This window comes from Rhodoferax sp. LS1R11 (assembly GCF_056521395.1).
Genome location: NZ_JBWMAW010000002.1, coordinates 215723 through 239385, shown reverse-complemented (window position 1 = coordinate 239385; position 23663 = coordinate 215723). Strand labels below are relative to the sequence as shown.

Sequence of the window (23663 nt, the reverse complement as noted above, 5' to 3'; positions counted from 1 at the left end):
CTTTTTACTTGCCACCTGCCCAGGTGCGGGAATCCGTTGCCATGCCCCAAGATTTTCTCGAAACGGCCAGCCCCTCCTTCAAGGTTGAGGCACCGCCACGGCCTGCGGCTGGCACCGTTGCCCCGCTGACGGGCGCCACCCTGGCGTCTGCCGCCCTGGCCGCGTGTGGAGGAGGAGGCGGCGGCAGCAGCCCGGCGGCCCCCGTGGTGCCCGTCAACATCAACACCACCGGCTTCAGCCACGCCACCGCCAGCACCGACGCGCAGGCCGCACGGTTTCTGCTGCAGGCCCAGTTCTCGGCCAGTACGGATGACATTGCCGCCGTGCGTTCGGCGGGCTACGCCACCTGGCTGGGGCGCCAGCTGGGCATCGCCATCGGCACCACCGGCTGGGACTGGCTCAACAGCCAGGGCTATGGCGAGGTACAAAACACCGCCAACTATTACGACAACACCTACCCCGGCGACTACATGATCTGGAACCAGCTCATGACCGCCGCTGACCCGGTGCGCAAGCGCGCGGCGCTGGCCTTGTCCGAGTTTTTTGTGGTGTCGCTGTCCTCGCTGGACTTCAGCTGGCGCAGCCACGGCCTGGCCCACTACTGGGACACGCTCAACACCCATGCCTTTGGCAACTACCGCGACTTGCTGGAGGCCGTCACGCTCAACCCGGCCATGGGTTTTTTCCTGAACACCAAGGGCAACAAAAAAGAGAACGCCGCCGGCCGCCAGCCCGATGAAAACTACGCCCGCGAGGTGATGCAACTGTTCACCATCGGGCTGCACCAGCTCAACCTCGACGGCACGCCCAAGCTGGATGGTGCGGGCAAGAAGATCGACACCTACACCGCCAGCGACGTCAGCAACCTGGCCCGCGTGTTCACCGGTTATGACCTTGACCAGAGCCAGAACCTGACCACCACCATCGCCCAGACGGGCGGCGGCACGCGCGATGTGCCCAACACCGCCTTTACCCGGCGGCCGATGGTGCTCACGGCCAGCAACCACTCGACGAAGGCGGCCACATTTTTGGGCACCAGCGTTGCCGAGGGCACGCTGGGCGGGCCCGCCCTCCAGACAGCGCTGGACGCGCTGTTCAACCATGCCAACACCGCCCCCTTCTTTTGCCGTCAGATGATCCAGCGACTGGTCACCAGCAACCCCACACCGACCTATGTGGCACGGGTCGCGGCCGTGTTTGTCAACAACGGCGCGGGCGTGCGGGGCGACCTGGCCCGCGTGTTTGCCGCCATCTTGCTGGACGACGAAGCGCGCGGCCCGGCGGGCGTGACCCAGGCTGAATTTGGCAAATTGCGCGAGCCCATGGTGCGGCTGGTGCAATGGACGCGCACCTTCGGCGCCACCTCCAGCGCCGGGACCTGGAAGATTGGCGACCTGAGCAATGCCGCCAGCCAGTTGGGGCAAAGCCCGTTGCGCGCGCCCTCGGTGTTCAATTTCTTCCGGCCCGGGTATGTGCCACCGTCCACCGCGCTCAGCGGCGGTGCCGTGGCGCCCGAGTTTCAGCTGGTCACCGAGAGCAGTGTGGGTGGCTACCTGAACTACATGCTGGACATTCTCAACGTCGGCATACGGAGGTGGGAGGGCTCGCCTGGCGTCGTGGTGGACACGGTCAGCGCCGCCTACACCGGCGAGCTGGCGCTGGTGACCGACGCCGCCGCGCTGGTGCAGCGCCTCAACCTGTTGCTGTGTGCGGGGCAGTTGTCCGCTGCCAGCCAGACGCTGATCGTCACGGCGCTGAACGACCCCGCCACGCCCGTCACCGCCAGCAGCACCGACGCCATTAAACGCAACCGCGTCTGCGCGGCGGTGTTGATGGTGATGGCATGCGCCGAGTACCTGATCCAGAAATAACGCACCACGACCGGGCCTGCCATGCATTTGCTTCAACCCCCCCTTTCCACCCGCCGTGCGTTTTTGAAACGTTCGGGCCAACTGGCCATGACCGGCGCCGCCCTGCCGCTGGCCCTGAACCTGGCCGCCATGGGCGAGGCCGCGGCCTTTGACGCCACCGACTACAAGGCGCTGGTGTGTGTGTTTCTGTACGGCGGCAACGACTACGCCAACACGGTGGTCGCCTATGACGACCCCAGCTACAACCAGTACAGCACCATCCGCGGTGGTGGCGCCGGGCAAACGGCAGGCGGCATTGCGCTGGCCAAGTCGGCCCTGGCCGCCACGCTGCTGAACCCTACAACAGCGCCGGTGGATGTGCTGGGCCAGACGCGCCAGTACGCACTGCACCCGTCCATGAGCGGCCTGGCGGGTTTGTTCAATGCCGGCAAAGCGGCGGTGCAGCTCAATGTTGGCCCGCTGATGATGCCGATGACGCGCACCCAATACAACAGCGCCAACCGCACGCTGTACCCGTTGCCCCCGCAGCTGTTTTCGCACAACGACCAGCAGTCCATCTGGCAGTCTTCCTCGCCCGAGGGGTCCACGGTGGGCTGGGGCGGCAACCTGGGCGACCTGGCGCTGGCGAACAACGGCCAGGCCACGTTCACCTGCATGTCCGTCTCGGGCAATGCGGTGTTTTTGTCGGGCGACACGGCTTTGCAATACCAGGTGAGCACCAGCGGCGCGATCAAGATCAGACCGGCGACAGACAGCAAGGTCTACGGTTCTGCGGCCGTGCGCGCTGCCCTCAGCAGCCTGATCCAGCAGACCAGCGCCCACCGGCTGGAGAATGAATACAACAAGGTCACCCAGCGTGCCATCACGGCCGAGGCGTCGGTGACGAGCGCGCTGGCGTCAACCGCCACGACGCCACTGGCCACCAGCTTCCCCGCCGACAGCTTCGCGCAGCAACTCAAGATGGTGGCCCGCCTGATCAAGGGGCGGACCACGCTGGGCGCCAAGCGCCAGGTGTTTTTTGTGTCCCTGGGCGGTTTTGATCTGCATGACAACCTGATTGCCCAGCAGCCCGCCTTGCTGGACCGGGTGAGCGCGGCCATGACGGCTTTTTACAACGCCACGGTCGAGATGGGCGTGGCCAATCAGGTGACGGCGTTCACGGCGTCAGACTTTGGCCGCACGCTGGCCTCCAACGGCGACGGGTCCGACCACGGCTGGGGCAGTCATCACCTGGTGGTGGGTGGTGCCGTGAAAGGCAAGGCGTTTTATGGCACCCCGCCGCCCGTCAGCGTGGGCGACGTCAAGGACAGCGCCGGCAACTATGCGCTGGCCGACCAGTGGCATGTGGGCCAGGGCCGCTTGCTGCCCAGTACCTCGGTGGACCAGTACGCCGCCACGCTGGCCACCTGGTTTGGTGTGGCCGACAACGAGCTGACCGGCATTCTGCCGAACCTGGCTCACTTTGGCGGAACGGCCCATCCAGACTACCCCGTCAATCTGGGGTTCATGGCGTGATGCTATTGAATTAATAGCTGCTACCGAACGTCCTGCCTGGGCTACAGCCCAATTTTATATAAATCAGAGCTTGAACACGGCCACCGTGTGCACCAGCTCATCGGCCTGGCCGCGCAGGCTGGCCGCCGCTGCCGCCATTTCTTCGACCAGGGCGGCGTTTTGCTGTGTGGCCTGGTCCATCAGCGTGACCGCTTCGCCCACTTGAGAGACGCCCAGGCTTTGCTCGGCGCTCGCGGCGCTGATCTCGCCCATGATGTCGGTCACGCGCCGGATGGCGCCCACCACCTCGGTCATGGTGCTGCCCGCCTGGTCGACCAGACCCGTGCCGTGCGCCACACGTTCCACGCTGGCGGTGATGAGCGATTTGATCTCCCTGGCGGCCTCGGCCGAGCGTCCGGCCAGGCTGCGCACTTCGCTGGCAACCACGGCAAAACCGCGGCCTTGTTCGCCTGCCCGCGCCGCTTCGACTGCCGCGTTGAGGGCGAGGATGTTGGTCTGGAAGGCAATGCCGTCAATCACGTTGATGATGTCGGCGATCTTGCGTGAACTCTCGTTGATGCCTTTCATGGTCTCCACCACCTGGCCCACGACCTCGCCGCCCTTGATGGCTACCGAACTGGCGTGCAGGGCCAGCTGATTGGCCTGGCGCGCGCTGTCGGCGTTTTGTTGGACGGTGGAGCTGAGTTCCTCCATGGACGAGGCGGTTTCTTCCAGCGCGCTGGCCTGCTGTTCGGTGCGGGCTGACAGGTCGCTGTTGCCCTGGGCAATTTCGGCACTGGCCGTGGCCACATGCCCGGAGCCCTGAGTGACCTGGGACACCAGGTGGGCCAGGTTGTCGCGCATGGTGGTCAATGCCTGCATCAATTGACCCAATTCGTTGCTGCCGCGCACGGTGGCTTGAACCCGCAAGTCACCTTCCGCCACGGCCCGTGCCACCGCCACGGCTTCGCCCACCGGACCGGTGATGCTGCGCACAAACATGACCGCCAGCGTGGAGGCGGCCAGCACGCCCAGCAGCAGGGCGGCGATCAGCAGGTAAGTGACGCGCAGGGCCTTGCTCTCGCGCTCGGCCATCGAGTCTGTCAGCGTTTTCATGGCCAGGGCGTTGAATTCAAACAGGCCGTCAATCGTGCGGCTGAACTCGTCAAAATAGTCCGCCGCCGGGTGGTTGATGTCGGTCGCCCCAATCAGCGCCTGCTCAGCCAGCGCCAGGGCTTTGTCGACCGCGGCCTGGTTGAGGTCTGCCTTGGCTTGCAGGGCGGTTTTGATGGCTGGGTTGGCGTCGGTGGCTTTCTTCAGGTTGCGAAACATGTCGCCCTGCAACTGCAGTACGCGCTTTTGCAGCGCCTGCAGGCTGGAGCGCCCCTCGGGGGGGAGGTTGGCCTGGGTCAGGAAACCACTGCCCAGTGCACGCATGACGCCCAGGTTTTCGGCCAGCCAGGGCATGTTGACCATGGTGGACTGGATCAGGAAATAAATGTCGGCGTCAGGGTCCAGGCTCAGTCCAAACGCATCCAGCAGTTCTTCGTTGAGCAGCAGTTGGCCGGTGATCAACGAGGTGTGAAGTTTGGTGCTTTCGGGGGCTTTGAGCTGACGACTCGCCACCCCTTGTTCCAGTGCTCCCCAACTTTGCCGCAATGCCTGCCAGTGTTTTTGAATGCGTTCGGGCGCTGCAGATTGTTTCAATTCAGCGTCCAGGGCGTCCATGGCTTTGGCCACGTTGTCACGCATGGCCGGTCGGCGAGCGGCCAGGTTGTCGTTCCCGTTCAGCATGGCTGCGGACAGGCCGCGGTGCGACTGTGTGAGCTGGATGACCTTGTTCAAGGCCACCAGCGAGGTGCTGCCCTGCACCTCGCTCTGGAAAAATGCCACATCGGCGAAGACCCGCTTGAAATACAGGGCCGACGGCAGGGCCACCATGAACAGGGCAATCGCGCCCAGAATAAAAAACTTGTGTGACAGGTTCAGACGATGCAGCAGAGGCATGGTGTTTTTGGGGTGATGGGTGGCAACAATGGGCAGCACGGCGCTTGTCGGGAGCTGTGCAACAAGGGAAAACCCCAGTTGTGCTGCTCCGTCACCTTTGTATCGGCCAGAACGTTCAAATATTGAGCGTTAATTACTGGCGCTAGTTGGCTTTGGCGCCTTGCATGTCATTGTCAAAAACACCCTCCCACAGTTCACCGCTTTTCCAGGTGAAGGTGCCTTTTCCGTGTTTCTTGCCCGCCAGCCACTGGCCGACATACTGGTCGCCATTGGTCCAGGTGAAGGTGCCCTGGCCATCGGGCAGGCCGTTGGCATTGTTGCCCACATAGAGGTCCCCGGAGGCAAACACCAGGCGTCCGGCGCCATGCGGTACACCGTCCACCACCGTGCCTTCAAACAGGTTGCCTGTGGCGAATTTCAGCTTGCCCTGCCCATGGGGCCGTCCTTTCTTCCAGGTGCCTTCAAACTGTTGTCCGTTTTTCCAGGTGAAGGTGCCCAGGCCTTCGGGCTCGCCGATGGTGAACTGGCCGGTGTAGGTGTCGCCGGAGGCGTAGTTCATGCGCCCCTGGCCCTGGGGCTGGCCGTCGGTCACCGCGCCTTCGTACTGGTTGCCATTGGCAAAGCGCACGCTGGCCCGTCCGGTCGGGGTGTCCTGGACCCAGTCGCCGTCATAACTCTGGCCGTTGGCCCAGGCCATGCGTCCCCTGCCGTGGCGCAGGCCTTTGACGAGGGTGCCATCAAAGACATCACCGTGAACCCACGTCATCTTGCCGGTGCCCGAAAACGTGGTGCCGTCGGGGTCGCGCACAAACGGGCCTGTTAACCGGGTGGTGCCCGCCATGAACTCGCCAGGCTGCGCCGCACTCACGGCCGGTTTGGGGGCGGCCTTGACCTCGATGGTTGCGCCTGGCGGGACGGCGGTCGGGATCACCGTGTTGCCCGCCGCACCGGTACCTGAGGACTGCTTCAGTACCGAGGCTGTGGCCGTTGGGGCTGCCAGCGGTGTCGACGCCACGCGGGCCACCCAGGGGGTGCCACGTTCGCGCGCCAGAGCCTGGGCGTTGTTGCGGGCAATGTCCTGGACCGAGGCCCCTTTGCATTGCCCCACGGCTTCGCGCCACAGGGTTTCGGCTACCTGGGAGGCCTCTTGCTTGTCTTCGCGCGAGAGTCCGGCGGCAGCGGCGCGCAGTTTTTGGGTGCTCTCGCGGGCGCGCTCAAACAGCGGTGCGCAGTGCTCGGCGTTTTCGCCATCGATTTCAGACTGCTCGCGTCGGCGGTTGGCCAGCTCCTGCTGGGTGCCGACGCAGCGTTCGGCAGCCAGTTCCCACATGTTCTCGGCTTTGCGAAAGAGCACCGAGGCCTGCGCCCAGCGCCGCTCGCTCAGGGCTTGGCGGGCGATGTCTTGTACGGCGCCTGCGTTTTTGTGCGCGGCGGCGCATTCGGGCCCGGAGCCCATTTGTTCGCTGATGGCGTCACTGGTTTTCTGGTCATCGGACAGGTTGCGCTGGGCCCGGTCTTTGGCACGGCCCTCGCATTGCGCCACGGCTTGTGACCACAGTGCCACGGCACTGTCGTACAGCCGGGCCTGCTCGGCCAGGTCCAGCTTTTGGGACTGCGCAGTCAGGGCTTTCATGTCGGCGGCCATGGCTTGGTCCGTGAGCGGGCGACACCCTTCGGCCACGGGTGCTGGGGAGGGGGACTCGGTGGCCGGGGCGGGTGTTTGCGCCCAAACGGAGACAGGCAAGGCAAGCCACAAAGCCAGGCGCATGGGGTGTTTCATCAAGTTCATCATGGACGGTGGGGCTGGCTTAAGGGGTGGCAGCGGAGGCAATCGGCATGCTCAGCATGCCTTCCACCATGCCGCGGGCAAAGGGTTGGGTGCTCAGCGCGGGGTCGCTGAGGTCGTCATAAGAAAAACCGGCAGGCGCGGAGGCCAGTGGCATGTCGGTGACCTCAAACAGGAGTTCATCCGGTTTGATGCCTTGCAGGATGGCCACCACGTCGTCGCCCCGTCCCCGTTCTTCGGCGATTTTGTTGAGGGCTTTCATGCGGTCCGGGTCCAGCACCATGGCGTTGGAGGTCAGGCTCTGCTCAATGAGCTTCTGGTGCAGCGAGAAGGCGGCCAGCGGGTTGGCGTTGAGCTTTTCAAGCCCGGCAAACGCCCAGGCATCGGCTTTCTCGAAGACGGTCGCGGCCACCCAGGCCACGCCCGACAAGGTGCCCCGGTTGGCGGCAGCCTGCTGCATGGCCCCCATCACCTGGGCTTGGGTCAGTTTTTGCACGGCGCCCGTGAGTTCGTTGCGGATTCGGGCGGTGGCAGCGGCGGTGGCCTGGTCAATGAGCTGCTGCTTGAGGAGGTCGGTGGCCAGGGTGGCTGCGGCTGATTGGGCCGCTTTGACGGCCGCTTCAGCGGCCAGCGTCGCGCCTTTGATGCCGGAGGTGATGGTGAAGATGTTGTACAGCGTGCCGGCGATCTTGGTGCCGTAGTGGTAAGTCTTCATGCGCGCGCCACCTTCTTCGGATACGCCTTGGGTCCACAGGACGGTCCACAAGGCTTCGTCATCGGTCAGGTTGCCGCGCGCCACTTCCAGCGGGTGCACGCTGAGCAGCCAGTGGTAGTCCTGCGCCTGGGGGCTGTTGGGCGGGGCCAGCCGCGTGTAACCCCGGCACACCTTGAACGGCACCACGTTGACCGACTCGCCGCTGGACAGCTTGACCAGGAAGGGCTGGCCGGCGTCACGGCGCTCGGCCAGCTCCAGCATCATTTTTTCAGTGTTCTTGCGGCTGTAGCCGCCGATTTCGGTGATTTTGTCGCGCAGCCGCAGGGGGCTTTGGGCGGCGGTGGCCACCACGGTCAGGCGCTCGTCGACCCCCAGTCCCCGCACCCACGCCACGCGGTCGTCAGCGTTCCAGTCGTAACTGGTGGCCACGGAAAACGGCAACTCCCACTGGGTGTCGCACTCCGGGTGTTTCAGTGCGGCGGTGCGGGCAATGGCGGGGCGCAGCGCGGTTTCTCCCGCGCCATAAGTGCGAATGTGGCCCAGCAGCGCTTCGTCCACCTTGCGCCCGTCGTCGACGGTGAATTGGGGTCCGGCACAGCCAGCCAGCAGGCACAGGGCAATCAGCGTGAGTATCCAGCGCATGGGTCATTTCCGTATCAATTTGTAACTCGTCGAGGTGACTATGTTACGGCCACCTCACGGCAGCCTGACGCGGTGTCCTTTGGGGGAGAGGGCTCCGGGACGGGTTGAGATATGTCAAGAAGTGCACGGCGACCCGGGCATAGACTTGGCCGGAGGGTGGCCTGCAAGGCGGGGCCCAAACGACAAGGAGACCTGGCGATGGAGAAAATCTGGTTGAAAAGCTACCCGAAAGGGGTCGCGGCCGAGGTCAGTATTCACGAGTTCGCCTCGCTGCGGGATGTGCTGAGGCACAGCTGTGACCGTTTCTCCGATCTGCCAGCCTTCAGCAACATGGGCGCCTCCCTGACCTATGCCGAGCTGGACCGGCACAGCCACGATTTCGCGGCCTACCTGCAGAACACGCTGGAGCTGCGCAAGGGTGACCGGGTGGCCCTCATGATGCCCAACCTGCTGCAATACCCGGTGGCTTTGTTTGGCGTGTTGCGCGCGGGCCTGGTGGTGGTGAATGTCAACCCCCAATACACCGTGCCCGAACTGGCGCATCAGCTCAAGGACTCCGGCGCCGTCGCCATCGTCGTGCTGGAGAACTTTGCCCACACGTTGCAGGGGGTGCTGGACCGCAACCCGCCCATGAACCTGACGGTCATCACCACCGAAGTGGGGGACATGTTCCCGGTGGTCAAGGAGGTGCTGACCAATGTGGTGGTCAAGTACGTGAAGAAGATGGTGCCACACTGGAAGATCAGGAACGCCACCGAGTTCAATGCCGCGTTGCGTGCGGGACGCGAACAGGTGCTGCACCATGTGTCGCTGGGCCACACGGACACGGCTTTTCTGCAATACACCGGCGGGACCACGGGCGTGGCCAAGGGCGCAGTGCTGACCCACGGCAACATGGTCGCGAACCTGTTGCAGCTGTCTGCCTGGATTGAGCAGGATTTGCTCGATGGCAAGGAGATGCTGGTCTGCCCCTTGCCGCTGTACCACGTGTTTGCACTCACCACGAGTCTGGTATTTTTGAACATTGGTGCGCACAACGTGCTCATCACCAACCCGCGTGAAATCCACACCTTCATCCATGACCTGAAGAAACACCGCTTCACCGCCATCATGGGCGTCAACACCCTGTACCGGGCCTTGCTGGATGCGCCTGAGTTTGCCGAGGTAGACACCCAGGATCTCAAGATCGCCATCGCAGGCGGCATGGCGGTGCAGCGCGTGGTGGCCGACCGCTGGAAGGCGGCCACTGGGGTGCCTCTCATCGAGGCCTACGGGCTGACGGAAACCTCACCGGGTTTGATGGCCAACCCCTTGAACATCACCGAATGGACCGGCGCCATCGGCCTGCCGATTCCCTCGACCGAGGCGACCATCCTGGATGAAAGCGACAACGAACTCCCCGTGGGCGAGGTCGGAGAGATTGGTGTGCGCGGCCCGCAGGTCATGCCCGGTTACTGGAACCGGCCGGAGGAGACGGTCAAGGTGTTCACCCCTGACGGGTGGTTGCGCACGGGGGACATGGGGTTGGTGGATGAGCGCGGTTACTTCAAGATCACGGACCGCAAGAAGGACATGATCATCGTGTCGGGTTTCAAGGTGTTTCCCAACCAGATTGAAGATGCGGTGGCTTTGCACTTGGGCGTGGCGGAGGTCGCGGCCATTGGCGCGCCTGACGAACGCTCGGGTGAAATCGTCAAGATCGTGGTTGTCAGGAGCGATCCGGATCTGACCGTGGAGGACCTGCTGGCCCATTGCCGCCTGCACCTCACCGACTACAAGATACCCAAGATTGTCGAGTTTCGTGATGCGCCCTTGCCCAAAACCAACCTGGGCAAGATTTTGCGCCGGGAGTTACGCGAGATGTCGGTCCGGCCCGGCTGACTCACAGCAACCGCTTGAGATACCGCCCGGTGTGGCTGGCCGGGTTGGCCGCGATGTCTTCGGGCGTGCCCACGCCCACCACCGTGCCACCGCCGGCACCGCCTTCGGGGCCCATGTCAATCAGCCAGTCAGCGGTTTTGATGACGTCCAGGTTGTGTTCGATCACGACGATGGTGTTGCCCGCGTCGCGCAATTGATGAAGGACTTTAAGCAGCAGGTCAATGTCGGCAAAGTGCAGGCCGGTGGTGGGTTCGTCCAGGATGTAGAGCGTGCGGCCGGTGTCGCGTTTGCTGAGTTCGAGCGCGAGTTTGACGCGCTGCGCCTCGCCGCCCGAGAGCGTGGTGGCAGCTTGGCCCAGACGGATGTAGCTCAGGCCCACGTCCAGCAGGGTGTGCAGTTTGCGCGACAGGGTCGGCACGGCTTTTAAAAAGTCATAAGCCGCCTCGACCGTGAGGTCCAGGATCTGCGCGATGTTCTTGCCCTTGTACAGCACCTCCAGCGTTTCGCGGTTGTAGCGTTTTCCGGCGCACACGTCGCAGGGCATGTACACATCGGGCAAGAAGTGCATCTCCACCTTGACCATGCCGTCGCCCTGGCAGGCTTCGCAGCGGCCCCCTGCCACGTTGAAGCTGAAGCGCCCCGGGCCGTAGCCGCGTTCGCGGGCGGTCGGCATCTCGGCCATCAGTTCCCGTATGGGCGTGAACAGGCCGGTGTAGGTGGCCGGGTTGGAGCGCGGTGTGCGGCCAATGGGGGATTGGTCCACGTTGATGACCTTGTCGAAATGCTCAATGCCTTCGATCGACTCGTGTGCCGCGGGCTCGTCATGCGCCCGGTACAGCGTGCGCGCCACGGCGGTGTACAGCGTGTCATTGACCAGGGTGGATTTGCCGGAGCCCGATACGCCGGTCACACAAGTGAACAGGCCTACCGGGAATTCAACGTCAACCCCTTTGAGGTTGTGGCCGGTGGCGCCCATCACCCGCAGCGCCTGCATGTCGCCCAGGGTCGCCTGGTGCAGGGCTTCGCGCGCGGCACGGCGCTCGGCGGCCGGGCTGGGGGTGTAGTACGGCGATTTGCTTTTTTCCGGAATCATCGCCTTGGCCTGCACGGTGGGTAGCCATGCGGTGCGCTTTGTCGGCACGGCAATCTTCAGCGTCTGGGCCAAATACTTGCCCGTGAGCGAGTTTTCATTGGCCTTGACCTCGTCAAACGTGCCTTGTGCCATGACCCGGCCCCCATGCAGCCCGGCGCCGGGCCCCATGTCGATGATGTGGTCCGCCGCACGCATCATGTCTTCGTCATGTTCCACCACCAGCACGCTGTTGCCGATGTCGCGCAGATGCTTCAGGGTGTCAATCAGCCGGTCGTTGTCGCGCTGGTGCAGGCCGATGCTGGGCTCGTCCAGCACATACATCACGCCGGTCAGGCCGGAGCCGATTTGCGAAGCCAGCCGGATGCGCTGCGACTCGCCGCCGCTCAAGGTCTCGGCGCTGCGGTCCAGGCTGAGGTAGTTCAGGCCCACGTCGTTGAGAAACTTCAGGCGCAGGCCGATTTCGCGCACCACTTTGCCCGCGATTTCGCCCTTGGCGCCGCTCATCTGCAGGCTGTTGAAGTAGGTGTGGGCGTCGCGCAGGGTGGCGTGGCTGATCTCGAAGATGGCGCGGGCCTGGGTGCCTTCGCCAATCTTCACGTGGCGGGCCTCGCGCCGCAGACGCGAGCCGCCACATTCGGTACACGCCTGGGTGCTGCGGTAGCGGGACAGGTCTTCGCGTACCAGTGCCGAATCCGTCTCCTTGTAGCGCCGCTGCATGTTGGGAATGATGCCCTCGAACGGGTGCTTCTTGCTGATCTTCTTGCCTTGGGAGATGCCCGAGTCCATGACGTAGCTGAACTTGATGTCCTCCTCGCCGGAGCCCTGCAGCACCGCATGCTGAATCTCGGCGGGCAGCGACTCGAACGCCTGCTCGATGTCAAACTTGTAGTGTTTGGCCAGGCTCTCCAGCAGCGCAAAGTAATAGCCATTGCGCCGGTCCCAGCCCTTGATGGCACCGCTGGCCAGGCTCAGGGACGGGAATGCCACCACCCGTGCCGGGTCGAAAAATTCCTGCAAGCCCAAACCGTCGCAGGCCGGGCAGGCGCCCACCGGCGAGTTGAACGAGAACAGCCGGGGCTCCAGCTCGCTGATGGAGTAGTTGCACGCCGGGCAGGAGAATTTGGCGTTAAATAAATGCTCTTTCGGGCTGTAGCCCACGTCCACTGTGCGGGGAGTGCTATCAATTTCGAGAGCAATGGCGCGTCCACCTGCCACCCGCAAGGCGGCTTCAAAGCTCTCAGCCAGACGTTGTTTCAGGTCCGGGCGCACCTTGATGCGGTCAATGACGACATCAATGTCGTGTTTCTCGGTTTTCTTGAGCTGCGGCAGGTTGTCGAATTCGTAGGCCTGGCCATTGACCCGGAAGCGCACGTAACCTTGGGCCTGCATGTCGGCAAATACATCCAGGAACTCGCCCTTTTTCTCCCGCGCCAGCGGCGCCAGAATCATCAGCCGGGTGTCCAGCGGCAGCGCCAGCACGGCATCCACCATCTGGCTCACGGTCTGGGCCTGCAGCGCCAGGTCATGGTCCGGGCAAAAGGGCGTGCCTGCGCGGGCGAACAGCAAGCGCAGGTAGTCGTGGATCTCGGTCACCGTACCCACCGTGGAGCGCGGGTTGTGCGAGGTGGCCTTTTGCTCGATGGAGATGGCGGGGCTCAGGCCCTCGATCACGTCCACATCGGGCTTGTCCATCAACTGTAAAAACTGGCGGGCGTAGGTTGAAAGGCTTTCCACATAACGCCGCTGGCCTTCGGCGTACAAGGTGTCAAACGCCAGGCTGGACTTGCCTGATCCACTCAAGCCGGTGATGACCACCAGCTGGTTGCGGGGAATGTCCAGGTCAATGTTCTTGAGGTTGTGGGTGCGCGCGCCGCGAATGCTGATCTGGCGGGCATGGAGCGGAATCGACAGGGGTTCGGAATCGGTGTGAGGCATGTCAGGCAGGCGGCGCGGGTGAAATCGGGGTCCAGGCACGGCGCGGGCTGGTACCTGGACGTCGTGGGCAACCTTGGATCATAGGCTTTTCGCGCTTGCGCTGCCGCTTGGGGCCACGCCGCTGGACGAGGCGTTCGCTGGGGCGGGCAGATCGGGGACAATCAACGTTTTAGTCAGACCACTGGTGAATTTCAGGGTGAGCAACTTTTCAGCACGACCTCAGACGGATGCGCCTGCCGCGCAAGCCATCCCCGTTTCATCCACCACCATGACCCCGGTGGAGCGCAGCGCCAGTTTTTCGCTGGCGAGCATTTTTGCCCTGCGCATGTTGGGCCTGTTCCTGATCCTGCCGGTTTTTGCGATCGAGGCGGGCAAGTATCCGGGTGGCGACGACCCCTCCTTGATCGGGCTGACCATGGGCATCTATGGGTTGACGCAAGGCCTGTTGCAGTTTCCTTTTGGCATGGCCTCTGACCGGCTGGGGCGCAAACGGGTCATTATTTTCGGCTTGCTGGTGTTTGCCCTGGGGAGCTTTGTGGCTGCACTGGCGCCCAGCCTGACCTGGCTGGCCATTGGGCGGGCGGTGCAGGGCGCGGGCGCCGTGTCCGCCGCCGTGACGGCGCTGCTGGCGGATCAGACTCGCGATGAGGTCCGCACCAAATCGATGGCCCTGGTCGGGGCAAGCATCGGGCTGATGTTTGCCTTGTCATTGGTGGCGGCTCCGATGATGGTGGCGCACATCGGCTTGGCGGGCCTGTTTGTGTTGACTGGCGGGCTGGCTCTGACGGGGGTGGCGGTGGTGATCTGGTGGGTGCCAGCCGAGCCGCTCAAACACAAAAATATGCCGCGCGGACGTTTGAGGGATGTGTTGCGGAATCCCGCTTTGTTGCGGCTCAATCTTGGTGTTTTTGTGTTGCATGCGGTGCAGTTGGCCATGTGGATGGCGGTGCCGGCGCTGTTGGTGCAGGCAGGGCTGCCGCGTGAGCACCATTGGTACATCTACCTTCCGGCCGTTCTGGCCTCATTTGTCGTAATGGGCGGCAGCTTGTTCCCGCTGGAGAAGCGGGGCTACCTGCGCGCTGTGTTTTTGACGGCGGTAGGATTGATTGCCGTGGTACAGGCCGGTTTTTATGGCGTCGCCTCCGGCGCACCCGGCGTGGGGGCATTGGGCGGCCTGTTGTTTGTCTTTTTTTGCGGTTTCAATGTGCTGGAGGCCAGCCAGCCCAGCATGGCGTCGCGCGTGGCACCGGTCCAGGCCCGCGGTGCAGCGATGGGGGTGTACAACACCTTGCAGTCGCTCGGGTTTTTTGCCGGAGGTGTGGCAGGCGGCTGGCTGATGAAGCACCTGGGTGCGCAAGGTCTGTTTGCGGTGTGCGGCGGCGCTACGCTGGTGTGGTTGCTGGTTGCCTGGCCGATGAAGGCGCCCCCAGCCAAAGCGCCGGAGCTTGAACCAAAGGCGGGATAATCGAACCAGAAATAGTAATTGCTGGACAGACCTGTTGCGCTGTCCTCATCTGATTAAGGAAGAAACCATGGCATCTGTAAACAAAGTCATTTTGGTCGGCAATTGCGGCCGCGACCCTGAAATCCGCTATTTGCCGTCGGGCCAGGCGGTGGCCAATATCAGTGTGGCAACGTCCTCGCGCCGCAAGGACAAGAACACCGGCGAAAACATCGAAGACACCCAGTGGCACCGGGTGACGTTTTATGACCGTCTGGCTGAGATTGCCGGTGAATACATCAAGAAGGGCCAGCCTATCTATGTGGAAGGCCGTCTCAAGTATGGCAAATACACCGATCAGGCCGGTGTGGAAAAAAATACCGTCGACATCATTGCCACCGAGATGCAGTTGCTGGGCAAGCGCGAAGGCATGGGCATGCCCGGCGGCGATGAAGGCGGCGGAGGCGGTGGTGGGTATTCGCGTCCTGCACCGGCAGCACGCCCGTCGGTACCTGCGCAGGCGCCCCGTCAGGCACCGGCACCGGTGCAGTCTCGGCCCGCCAGTGGCTTTGATGACATGGACGACGATATTCCGTTCTAGGGCCTCGTCAGATCAAGATTGAAAAAAGCCCGCAGTGCACAACACTGCGGGCTTTTTGTTTGGGCTTGCCGGGCCGCTGCAGACGTCTAACCAATGCAGCGGGAATTGGCTCCTTCAATACGTACGGCCCTTGGTAACCGACTCGCGCGTGATGCGCCAGGCGCCCTTGACCAGCTCCAGGTTAAGCGTCTTCTCGACCACATCTTTGTAGTCCACAGAGCCGTATTCTTGCGTGAAAGAGACTTCGGCGTTGTTGCCTTCGCAGCGTACCGGCTTGACATTCTTCAACGTCGTCTGCAGCTCGCCTTGCTTGGTGATACGTTTTTTGCGCAGGTTTTCCCAGGCGCTGTGGCTCATGCCCATCGCTGGCACAAAGGAGTCGCTGTAAGCCCCCAGATAGGTGGTGACGTCTTTGCGGTTCCAGGCGTTCAGCCAGTTGTCAACCGCCGGGGTCAATTTCTGGCACGCGTTGGCATTGGCATTGACCGGCGCTGGCGCAAGCGGGGTCACGGGCATGGGCATCACCAGCGCGACCTCTGACTTGGGCAGGTTGTCTTTGTCCAGTACCGTGGCGGCTGGCAGCTCGGTGTTGCAGCGCTGCAGATCGTCATCGCTTTCGTTGCCGCCTGGTGCGGGGGGGGCTTCTTGCTCCAGCGGACGCAGTTTCAGGGCAGCGAGCAAGGTGCTGGAGGTGGCCAGCACGCGGGTCTTGGCCAGACGCAGGTCGTATTCCGCCTTGACCAGGGCGATGCGGGCTTGAAACAGCTCGTTTTCTGTGTCCAGCAAGTCCAGCAGGGAGCGCTGGCCAATGTCAAACTGCTGGCGGTAGGCTTCGCGGGCTTTGGCGGTGGACAACTCGTGCAGCGCCAGCAAGGTCAGCTGTTGCTCCAGACGACCGATGTCGTTGTAGGCAATCTGGGCCGTTTGGCGAATGTCCCGGCAGGCTTTGTCCCGCAGTTCATAGGCGGCATTGAGTTTGGAGACATATTGGCTGATGCGGGCCTGGTCTGCACCACCCCGGTACAGGTTGTAGTTCAACACCAACTGCAAAGCGCTGTCGCGGTAATTACCGGCGACGCCCTGCTGGTTGCGCTCCAGGCTTTGACGAGCCACGAGTTCCAGTGTGGGCCAGTTGGGCGCTCGCCGGATGTTGGCATCGGCCCGATAGGCCCGGATCGTGGAGACTGCCGCCAGAAACTCCGGGTTGTTGGCAATAGCGTCGGGCAACATGTGTTCGCGGGCAGGCAGAAACTGGTCCAGTACAGGCGCGGTATCCAAATTGGGTGCCGGTGTTTCACCGGTCAAACGCTGATACCGGGTGGACACATCGTGCAGGTTGCTGGACTCTGTCAACCAGTTCGATTCCGCCAGCGCCAGTCGGCCGGAAGCTTGCTCCAGGTCAACACGGCGTCCTACACCGGCGGACACGCGGCTGGTGATTTTTTTGTGGACATCGGCATGAGTCGCGTAGTTGTCACGGGCCAGGGTCACGGTTTCTCGATAACGCTGAACATCCAGGTAGGCCCGGGTGGTCTCCAGGGCCGTCTGGTCGCTGGCACCCAGTAACTCGTAATAGGCGACCTGGCGGTTGTGGCCGAGTCGACGCACGTCGCTGTTGGTGGCATAGCCGTCAAACAGGGTCTGACGTAGCTGGATGGTGGCGCTGGAGCCTGAATAGTTCAAGGGCGATGCCAATGTGGGATTCAGTGTGGAGCGGGGGCCCACTGCCGCTTCAAGATCGATGCGGGGACGCCAGCCACCTTTGGATACATCCTGCTCGCTCCTGGCGGCTTCCAGGTTTTGGTACTTGAACTTGACGTCCGGATTCTGGAGCACTGCGCGCTCGACCGCATCTTTCAGATTCGTGGGTGTCTGGGCCGATGCATGCAGGGCTGACAGGCCAAGAATGGCGAGTACGAGTGGCAAAGGCTTTAGGGTCATAATTATCTTGCTGAAGATCGGCATTCGCGCAGTGAGAGATCCGAAACTGGGCTACCGTGGGTTGGTGTGTGACTGGCCTGCGGATTATAGAGTTTGCATATATCAGATATTTAGTCTGTGTTGTGATTATTCGCACTACTTATTGATTTTTTTTACACATGTTTACACCCGATCGGATGACTGTCGTTTGAATGTCTCGTCTCTATTGAATCGCTTGGCTGAGAGGATCAGGCTGATTCGGGCGGCACGATGGGTGACTGGAATGGCGATCGCCTTGCTATTGGGGGCTTGGTCGTACTCGGCACCTGATTTTGACCGGATGCTTGAGATGGTGGTGCAGCGCGGTGGCAGTGTGGCCGCCCAGAGGTTTCAGAGTTGGCGCAACTTGACGCAAGCCATTGGCGGTGGTTCCGACCTGGAGCGGTTGACGCGGGTCAACGAGTTTTTCAATCGGCAGATTGTTTTTGGCGAAGACTCGGCTATTTGGGGGCAGCTTGACTACTGGGCAACCCCTTTGGAAAGCTTGGGGCTGGGTCGTGGTGATTGCGAAGACTACGTGATTGCCAAATACTTCACGCTTCGCATGGTGGGTATGGCGCCCGAGAAGCTCCGGTTGGTCTATGTGCGTGCCCGAACGGGTTCCGGTGATGCGGTGGCTGCCCAGGCCCATATGGTGCTGGCTTATTACGCTCAACCCGATGCCGAGCCGCTGGTGCTTGACAGTTTGATCAGTGACATCCGGCTGGCATCTCGTCGACCCGATCTCTCCCCCGTGTTCAGCTTTAACAACGAGGGTGTTTTCACCGGCGCTCCGGGCAAAAGTGATGTCAAGATTGGCGGCATTGGCCGTCTGTCCCGGTGGGAGGACCTGTTGAAGCGCGCGCGGGCCGAGGGGTTTGAATAGAGATGTTTGATTGAGGAAAAATACCATGTCGTTGTACCGTCAACTTTGGCTTGCCATCATCACCAGCATGTTGCTGGCTTTGGGTGGCGGCTTGCTGGCGTCGCTTGTCAGCGCCCGAAGCTTTCTGGAGTCGCAACTTTCGATCAAAAACACAGACAACGCGACAGCGTTGGCACTTTCCCTCAGTCTGAGCAACCCGGATGCCACCGTGATCGAGTTGACGGTCGCGTCGTTGTTTGACGGCGGACACTATGAGTGGATTCGTGTCACGGATCCGCTTGGAAAAGTGATGGTCGATAGGACCTCACCGCTTGGAGACACCGATGCGCCGGGCTGGTTCATCCGCTTGTTACCGATCAAGGCGGAGGAGGGGCGAGCCCAGATCAGCAGTGGCTGGAAGCAGGTAGGTGTTGTTTCTCTGGCCAGTCACAGTCGATTTGCTTACGGTGCGCTCTGGAGGAGCGCTTATGAAATGGTGATGGCTTTGACTTTGGCAGGACTCCTGGGGGGGTACCTGGGTGCCCTGGTGCTTCGCCGATTGCGTGGACCGCTAGATGCGGTGATTGGGCAGGCGAATGCCATTACCCAGAGGCGGTTCGTCATGATTGATGAGCCTGACGTTCCTGAACTGAGGCAGCTGGCGGCCGCCATGAACACCACCGTGGGGCGTTTGAAGGCCATGTTTGATGACGAAGCTTCGCGGCTTGATGCTGTGCGTCGTGAAGCGAATTGCGACCCGCTGACGGGGCTGGCCAACCGCAGCAATTTCATGGCGCGGCTGCGTGACGTCTCCATGGCGGAGGATTCAATGGGCGGCACCATGTTCATTGCGCGTTTGGGCCACCTTGCCTCTGTCAATCAATCACTGGGCCGCGATGCGACGGATGAACTGCTGCTCGCATTTGGAAAGGTAATGACGGATGCTGCCCTTCAACATCCTGAGGCGTTGGCCGCGCGGTTGAATGGTGCCGACTTTGCCCTGCTGGTGCCGGGTCTCCCCACGACCAAGGGCGTGGCGGATGGGCTGTTGCAGGCACTGACGCAGGCCGCTACGGCCTTTTTGCCAGATCAATCCAGCACGTGGCTGGGTTGTGGGCACTTTCCGCGTGGCATCGCTATTGAAAAGATTTTGGCTCAGGTCGACGCCGTCCTTGCAACTGTTGAAGCGGGTGGCCGCAGTGGACTGAGTGCGGTGGTGGATATGCATGAAGGTGACGCTGCCCCCAGGAGTTCTGCTGAATGGTCCAAGATGATTTTGCAGGCGCTCGAGCAGCGCTGGGTACGATTGGTATCGTTCCCGGTGTCCGGGCTTGATGGCTCGCTGCTGCACCGGGAATGTCCCTTGCGGCTGATGTTTGATGCGAACGGCGACTGGCAGCCTGCCGGCCGTTTCCTCCCGTTTGCGGAACGTTTGAAACTCACCCCGCAGCTGGATCTCGCGGCAGTTGCTTTGGGGTTGGACGAACTGGAAGCAGATCCACTGCTGAGTGGCTTGGCGATCAATCTGTCTGCCAGCTCGATTCAACTACCCGAGTTTCGAGTCGAGCTGCTGAAAATACTGCAACGACGTCCGGGCACGGTACGTTTGTGGCTTGAGGTGGCAGAAGTCGGCGCGCTGGCGCATTTTGATGCTTTCCGCGCGCTCTGCGAAGAGGTTCGTGATCTGGGCTGCCAAATGGGTATTGAGCATTTTGGGCGACAGTTCAGTGAAATCGGTCGTCTGCATGATCTTGGGCTGGACTACATCAAAGTCGACGCCAGCTTCATCCGTGGCCTGGAGACAAATATTGGGAATCAGTCGTTCCTCAAGGGGTTGTCGTCGATCGCCCACGGCATTGGCTTGAAGGTGATTGCCGAGGGTGTTGCAACGGAGTTTGAGCTGCAAGCGTTGAAAAGTCTGGGCTTTGACGGCGCGACAGGCCCCGCGGTACGCGATATCGCGGTGCGATAGAGAAAGGGATGACCTGCACGGCAGGTCATCCCTTCATCACTGGACTGGTCGGTGATCAGTCCGTAATCAATTTCCCTTTGCTGATCAAGTCATTGATGACTTGTTGATCGGTCGTGAAGCCTGAGGTCAGATTCACGCCGGTAAAGACAACTTGCTGAACATCATTGTTCGTGACGTTGGTGGGGTTGGTCGCCACCGCGTTGTTGTCACTGAAGGCTCCCGTCGTGCTGATGTACAGCGTCGTGTTGCCGCCCGAGAAGTTGAAGTGCAGGTAGTTGTCAAGGCTCGCTGCGGTATTCGCTTCTCCCGTCAACAGGTCTTTGAGGTTCAGCACGTCGCCTCCTGAAGCGGCTGTGCCGGTGGTGAAGAGGTTGATGGTGTCAACTACTGGCGTAGTTGTTGTTCCATGGTCGCCAAAGGACCAGACGAATACATCTGACGCTGTGTCCGCTACTCCTGTGTCGCCACCTGTCATCGTGTCGTTGCCAGCGCCGCCGCGAATTGTGTCTGCCCCGGCATTGCCAAAAAGCTGATCATTGCCGTCTCCGCCGCTCAGAATGTCGTTGCCGGCGCCGCCCGAGAGATTGTCATTGCCAGCATTGCCATAAACCTGGTCATTTCCTGTGCCGCCATTGAGTGTGTCGTCGCCGGCATTACCAATGATCAAGTCAGGGGTAACAACTGTCGATCCATTCAATGTGTCAGCACCGGCGGTGCCAATGGTGACCGACGTTTGCTCCACGTTGACGGTGATGGAGCTTGATTGTGTGTCTCCGTCACGATCGGTCATTGTGAAGTTCAAGATATCCACAATCAAGCCGGTAACCGTCGTTGGCGGCAGGTAGTTGTAGGTGCCATTGTCCATATCGACAGAGAAGTGACCGCCAGCTGTGGTCGTTACTGTCAATGTATTGGTTGACGTGTCGAACGTGCTGTTGTTGGTTCCAGTAACCGTAACCGAGCCAGCACCCGCGGGGTTGTAGGTGTACGTACTGCCACCAAGAGCAATGGATTTCACAAAGCCCGTATCTGCGCCCAAGTTGGCGACAATGCCGCCCGCGATGAGTTGTCCTCCCACCACGTTTTGAACAGTACTGGCCAAAACATTGTCAAGTTGAGAGAAGTTGTTGACGATCACCCCATTCAAATTGGTGCCACTTTGTCCGTCATAGGCTATCGGATTGAGGTAAGCCACGTCGGTGATGCCAGAACCCATGCCGATAGAGAAGGCCTTCACTTGGTTGTTGTTCAGGAAAGTCGTCCATGTCGCCTCTTCGGTGGTTTGGATGCCTACGTCCGGGTCACTTGTAGGGCTGGATCCATTTCCGTTCGTGGCGCCATCCTGCAAAACATTGACTCCACCAGATCCGAAAGTTGGAACACCATCTGAGAAGAAGTAGGCAAGATTTTGTGCATTGGTCAATTTGCCCGTGCCGCCATATGCAGTCATGCTGTCTGCGAGTGCTGCATCGTAGTTGGTGCCGCCAGCCGGGCCTGCTGCCATGATCGCGTCCAGTTGGGCTTTGGCTGTTGCAACATCAGTCCAAGTCGTTCCCACTGGATTGGCATTGGTTGAGAAGGTCACAAGTCTGATCTTGACCGAGCCAAATTCGTCGTAACGATCCAGGAGGGCCTTGATGGAGTCAACGGCGCTGACCAGTCGGGTTGTGCCATTGACGCCATCGGTCGTGGCCATGGACCCAGAGATGTCCAGCGTGATGATCAGATTGGTATCGATCGTGGCAAGGTTCGCTGTGATTGGTGCAATGGCATTCGGTGCATCGTCTTCCACATTGATCGTCAGCAAGCCAGTGCCGACTGACGTGCCATCGTTTGCACCGACGCCAAAACTTAGTGCGCGAATATCTTCGCCTGTGCCTGCCTGGTCAATAGGTGCTTGCAGGGTAAATGTGTAGTTGCCCGCGTTGTTGATGGTCAATGTACCCACGGTGGTCGAGCCTGCTGTACCCGTGTAAGTGTGACTGTCTGGGCTCAGAGTCCAGATTACAGCGACCCCGTTTGAAGTGATGCCGGCTGGGCCAGAAGTCAACGTCCATGCGGAGATGGGGCTGAGTTCAGGGTCGGTAGCCACCATGGTTCCCGAGAACGTGGTCGAGTTGGTGGTATCTGGCGTGCCCGTTGTGTCTGTCAATCCATTCACCAAGCCTTCCTCGGACACATTTTGGGTTTGGTTGATGACAACGGGCGCATCGTTGGCTCCCTGCACGGTGATGTTGAGGGTTGTGGAGGCCGTGCCGCCGTTACCGTCACTGATGGTGTAGGTGAAGGTATCGGTGACATTCTGGCCCGCGGCCAGAGCTTGGGCTGCAGCGCCCGGGGTGTAGGTGTAGGAGCCGTTGGCGTTGATCACCACCGAGCCGTAAGTACCGGCGACGCTGGTGGCCACATTGCCCGAGGCCGAAGCGGGCGTGCCTGCGGCCACGCCAATGACATTGAGCGTGGTGCCCGCATCGACATCGGAGTCCTGCCCGGCTGTGCCGGGGGTCACATCGCCTGAGACGCTTGGCGCATCTTCGCTGACCGTGTTGACATCAGCTATAGCGACCGGCCCGTCATTGGATCCGTGGATGGTGAGGGTCAGCACCGCAGTGGTGGTGGAGCCATCGCCGTCCGTCAGCGTGTAGGTGTAGGCGTCGGTGAGGGACTGGCCGGTGGCCAGCAGGTTCACGGCCGGATCGGCGTTGTTGAGCGTGTAGGTGTAAGAGCCGTTGCTGTTCAAGACCAGCGAGCCGTGGGCCAGGGTGACGGAGGCGGGGGTCACGGGCGTGGCATTGGCATCGGCGCCGACGGTGTCATTGGAGAGCACGGAGCCCGAAGCCACCAAGGCGGAGTCCTCGGTGACCGAATTGGCGTCCGCCAGGGCGACAGGCAGGCTGTCGGTGATGACGATGTCCAGCGGGTTGACGGCACTGGTGAGGCCATTGGAGTCGGTCACGCTGAGCGGGAAAACCGCCGTCACGGGGCCATTGACACTGTGCACGACGGGATCAAAGGTATAGCTGACCTTGCCGGTGGCGGGATCAAAGGCGGAGAGCTTCAAGACGCCGTCAGGCGTGGTGATGGCCACCGGGGTGGTGGCCAGGTTGGCCAGTTGGGCGGCCGTCACGGGCGTGCTGCCCACCGTGAGAGAAGCCAGACCGGCCGGTGCGGTGACCGTGAAGTCACCCGCGATGGGGCCATCGGTCTCGGCCACAGTCTTGTCGCCGGCGGCGGCGGGACCATTGGCATCGGGCACGGTGACCGAAGGGGCGCCATCGGTGTTGCCGTGGATGGTGAGGGTCAGCACCGCAGTGGTGGTGGAGCCATCGCCGTCCGTCAGCGTGTAGGTGTAGGCGTCGGTGAGGGACTGGCCGGTGGCCAGCAGGTTCACGGCCGGATCG

Annotated in this window: 13 protein-coding genes; 7 read left to right on the top strand and 6 right to left on the bottom strand. The window is 61.7% G+C overall.

Annotated elements, in window-relative coordinates; all coding sequences use genetic code 11:
* Nucleotides 1–41 precede the first annotated feature (41 nt).
* Both AC097N_RS03750 and AC097N_RS03745 read left to right on the top strand, forming a co-directional pair.
* Nucleotides 42–1871 (top strand): DUF1800 domain-containing protein, encoded by a 1830-nt coding sequence (locus AC097N_RS03750; RefSeq protein WP_479579401.1) that lies wholly within the window; start codon nucleotides 42–44, stop codon nucleotides 1869–1871.
* Between the two features lie 21 nt (nucleotides 1872–1892).
* Nucleotides 1893–3386, top strand: coding sequence for a DUF1501 domain-containing protein (locus AC097N_RS03745; protein ID WP_479579400.1), 1494 nt, complete (start codon nucleotides 1893–1895; stop codon nucleotides 3384–3386).
* A gap of 63 nt (nucleotides 3387–3449) precedes the next feature.
* Here AC097N_RS03745 and AC097N_RS03740 read toward each other — a convergent pair whose 3' ends face one another.
* The 3 genes from AC097N_RS03740 to AC097N_RS03730 all read right to left on the bottom strand — a co-directional run bounded on the left by AC097N_RS03740 (nucleotide 3450) and on the right by AC097N_RS03730 (nucleotide 8515).
* Nucleotides 3450–5372 carry a methyl-accepting chemotaxis protein gene (locus AC097N_RS03740; protein WP_479579399.1) on the bottom strand — a complete coding sequence of 641 codons (1923 nt, stop codon included), beginning with the start codon at nucleotides 5370–5372 and terminating at the stop codon, nucleotides 3450–3452.
* 142 nt (nucleotides 5373–5514) lie between these two features.
* Complete coding sequence (locus AC097N_RS03735; RefSeq protein ID WP_479579398.1) at nucleotides 5515–7152, bottom strand: MORN repeat-containing protein; 1638 nt, start codon at nucleotides 7150–7152, stop codon at nucleotides 5515–5517.
* A 28-nt stretch (nucleotides 7153–7180) separates the two neighbouring features.
* Nucleotides 7181–8515 (bottom strand): hypothetical protein, encoded by a 1335-nt coding sequence (locus tag AC097N_RS03730; RefSeq protein ID WP_479579397.1) that lies wholly within the window; start codon nucleotides 8513–8515, stop codon nucleotides 7181–7183.
* 198 nt (nucleotides 8516–8713) lie between these two features.
* On the opposite strand from AC097N_RS03730, the gene AC097N_RS03725 reads away from it, so the two are divergent.
* On the top strand, nucleotides 8714–10396 hold the full coding sequence (locus tag AC097N_RS03725) for an AMP-binding protein (RefSeq protein WP_479579396.1): 1683 nt from the start codon (nucleotides 8714–8716) through the stop codon (nucleotides 10394–10396).
* Nucleotide 10397: 1 nt separating this feature from the next.
* Here the strand turns inward: AC097N_RS03725 and uvrA are convergent, their stop codons facing one another.
* Nucleotides 10398–13424, bottom strand: a complete 3027-nt coding sequence (gene uvrA, locus AC097N_RS03720) for an excinuclease ABC subunit UvrA (RefSeq protein WP_479579395.1) — start codon at nucleotides 13422–13424, stop codon at nucleotides 10398–10400.
* A 268-nt stretch (nucleotides 13425–13692) separates the two neighbouring features.
* On the opposite strand from uvrA, the gene AC097N_RS03715 reads away from it, so the two are divergent.
* Nucleotides 13693–14889, top strand: a complete 1197-nt coding sequence (locus AC097N_RS03715) for an MFS transporter (RefSeq protein WP_479579579.1) — start codon at nucleotides 13693–13695, stop codon at nucleotides 14887–14889.
* 67 nt (nucleotides 14890–14956) lie between these two features.
* Entirely contained in the window at nucleotides 14957–15466 is a 510-nt protein-coding gene (gene ssb / locus AC097N_RS03710; protein ID WP_479579394.1) for a single-stranded DNA-binding protein, read from the top strand.
* Nucleotides 15467–15580: 114 nt separating this feature from the next.
* Here the strand turns inward: ssb and AC097N_RS03705 are convergent, their stop codons facing one another.
* A complete protein-coding gene (locus AC097N_RS03705) occupies nucleotides 15581–17407 on the bottom strand; it encodes a TolC family outer membrane protein (RefSeq protein WP_479579393.1) in 1827 nt (608 codons plus the stop codon).
* 262 nt (nucleotides 17408–17669) lie between these two features.
* On the opposite strand from AC097N_RS03705, the gene AC097N_RS03700 reads away from it, so the two are divergent.
* Both AC097N_RS03700 and AC097N_RS03695 read left to right on the top strand, forming a co-directional pair.
* Nucleotides 17670–18311 carry a transglutaminase-like cysteine peptidase gene (locus tag AC097N_RS03700; RefSeq protein WP_479579392.1) on the top strand — a complete coding sequence of 214 codons (642 nt, stop codon included), beginning with the start codon at nucleotides 17670–17672 and terminating at the stop codon, nucleotides 18309–18311.
* A 25-nt stretch (nucleotides 18312–18336) separates the two neighbouring features.
* A complete protein-coding gene (locus AC097N_RS03695; protein ID WP_479579391.1) occupies nucleotides 18337–20262 on the top strand; it encodes a bifunctional diguanylate cyclase/phosphodiesterase in 1926 nt (641 codons plus the stop codon).
* A 55-nt stretch (nucleotides 20263–20317) separates the two neighbouring features.
* On the opposite strand, the gene AC097N_RS03690 is transcribed toward AC097N_RS03695, so the two are convergent.
* Nucleotides 20318–23663, bottom strand: a 3346-nt coding sequence (locus AC097N_RS03690; protein ID WP_479579390.1) for a beta strand repeat-containing protein, incomplete at its 5' end; no start/stop codon positions are given.

Bases quoted from the DNA above. Each gene is read 5' to 3' on its own strand.
- AC097N_RS03750 (WP_479579401.1), top strand. From the start codon at position 42: ATGCCCCAAGATTTTCTCGAAACGGCCAGCCCCTCCTTCAAGGTTGAG.
- AC097N_RS03745 (WP_479579400.1), top strand. From the start codon at position 1,893: ATGCATTTGCTTCAACCCCCCCTTTCCACCCGCCGTGCGTTTTTGAAA.
- AC097N_RS03740 (WP_479579399.1), bottom strand. From the start codon at position 5,372: ATGCCTCTGCTGCATCGTCTGAACCTGTCACACAAGTTTTTTATTCTG.
- AC097N_RS03735 (WP_479579398.1), bottom strand. From the start codon at position 7,152: ATGAAACACCCCATGCGCCTGGCTTTGTGGCTTGCCTTGCCTGTCTCC.
- AC097N_RS03730 (WP_479579397.1), bottom strand. From the start codon at position 8,515: ATGCGCTGGATACTCACGCTGATTGCCCTGTGCCTGCTGGCTGGCTGT.
- AC097N_RS03725 (WP_479579396.1), top strand. From the start codon at position 8,714: ATGGAGAAAATCTGGTTGAAAAGCTACCCGAAAGGGGTCGCGGCCGAG.
- uvrA (WP_479579395.1), bottom strand. From the start codon at position 13,424: ATGCCTCACACCGATTCCGAACCCCTGTCGATTCCGCTCCATGCCCGC.
- AC097N_RS03715 (WP_479579579.1), top strand. From the start codon at position 13,693: ATGACCCCGGTGGAGCGCAGCGCCAGTTTTTCGCTGGCGAGCATTTTT.
- ssb (WP_479579394.1), top strand. From the start codon at position 14,957: ATGGCATCTGTAAACAAAGTCATTTTGGTCGGCAATTGCGGCCGCGAC.
- AC097N_RS03705 (WP_479579393.1), bottom strand. From the start codon at position 17,407: ATGACCCTAAAGCCTTTGCCACTCGTACTCGCCATTCTTGGCCTGTCA.
- AC097N_RS03700 (WP_479579392.1), top strand. From the start codon at position 17,670: ATGGCGATCGCCTTGCTATTGGGGGCTTGGTCGTACTCGGCACCTGAT.
- AC097N_RS03695 (WP_479579391.1), top strand. From the start codon at position 18,337: ATGTCGTTGTACCGTCAACTTTGGCTTGCCATCATCACCAGCATGTTG.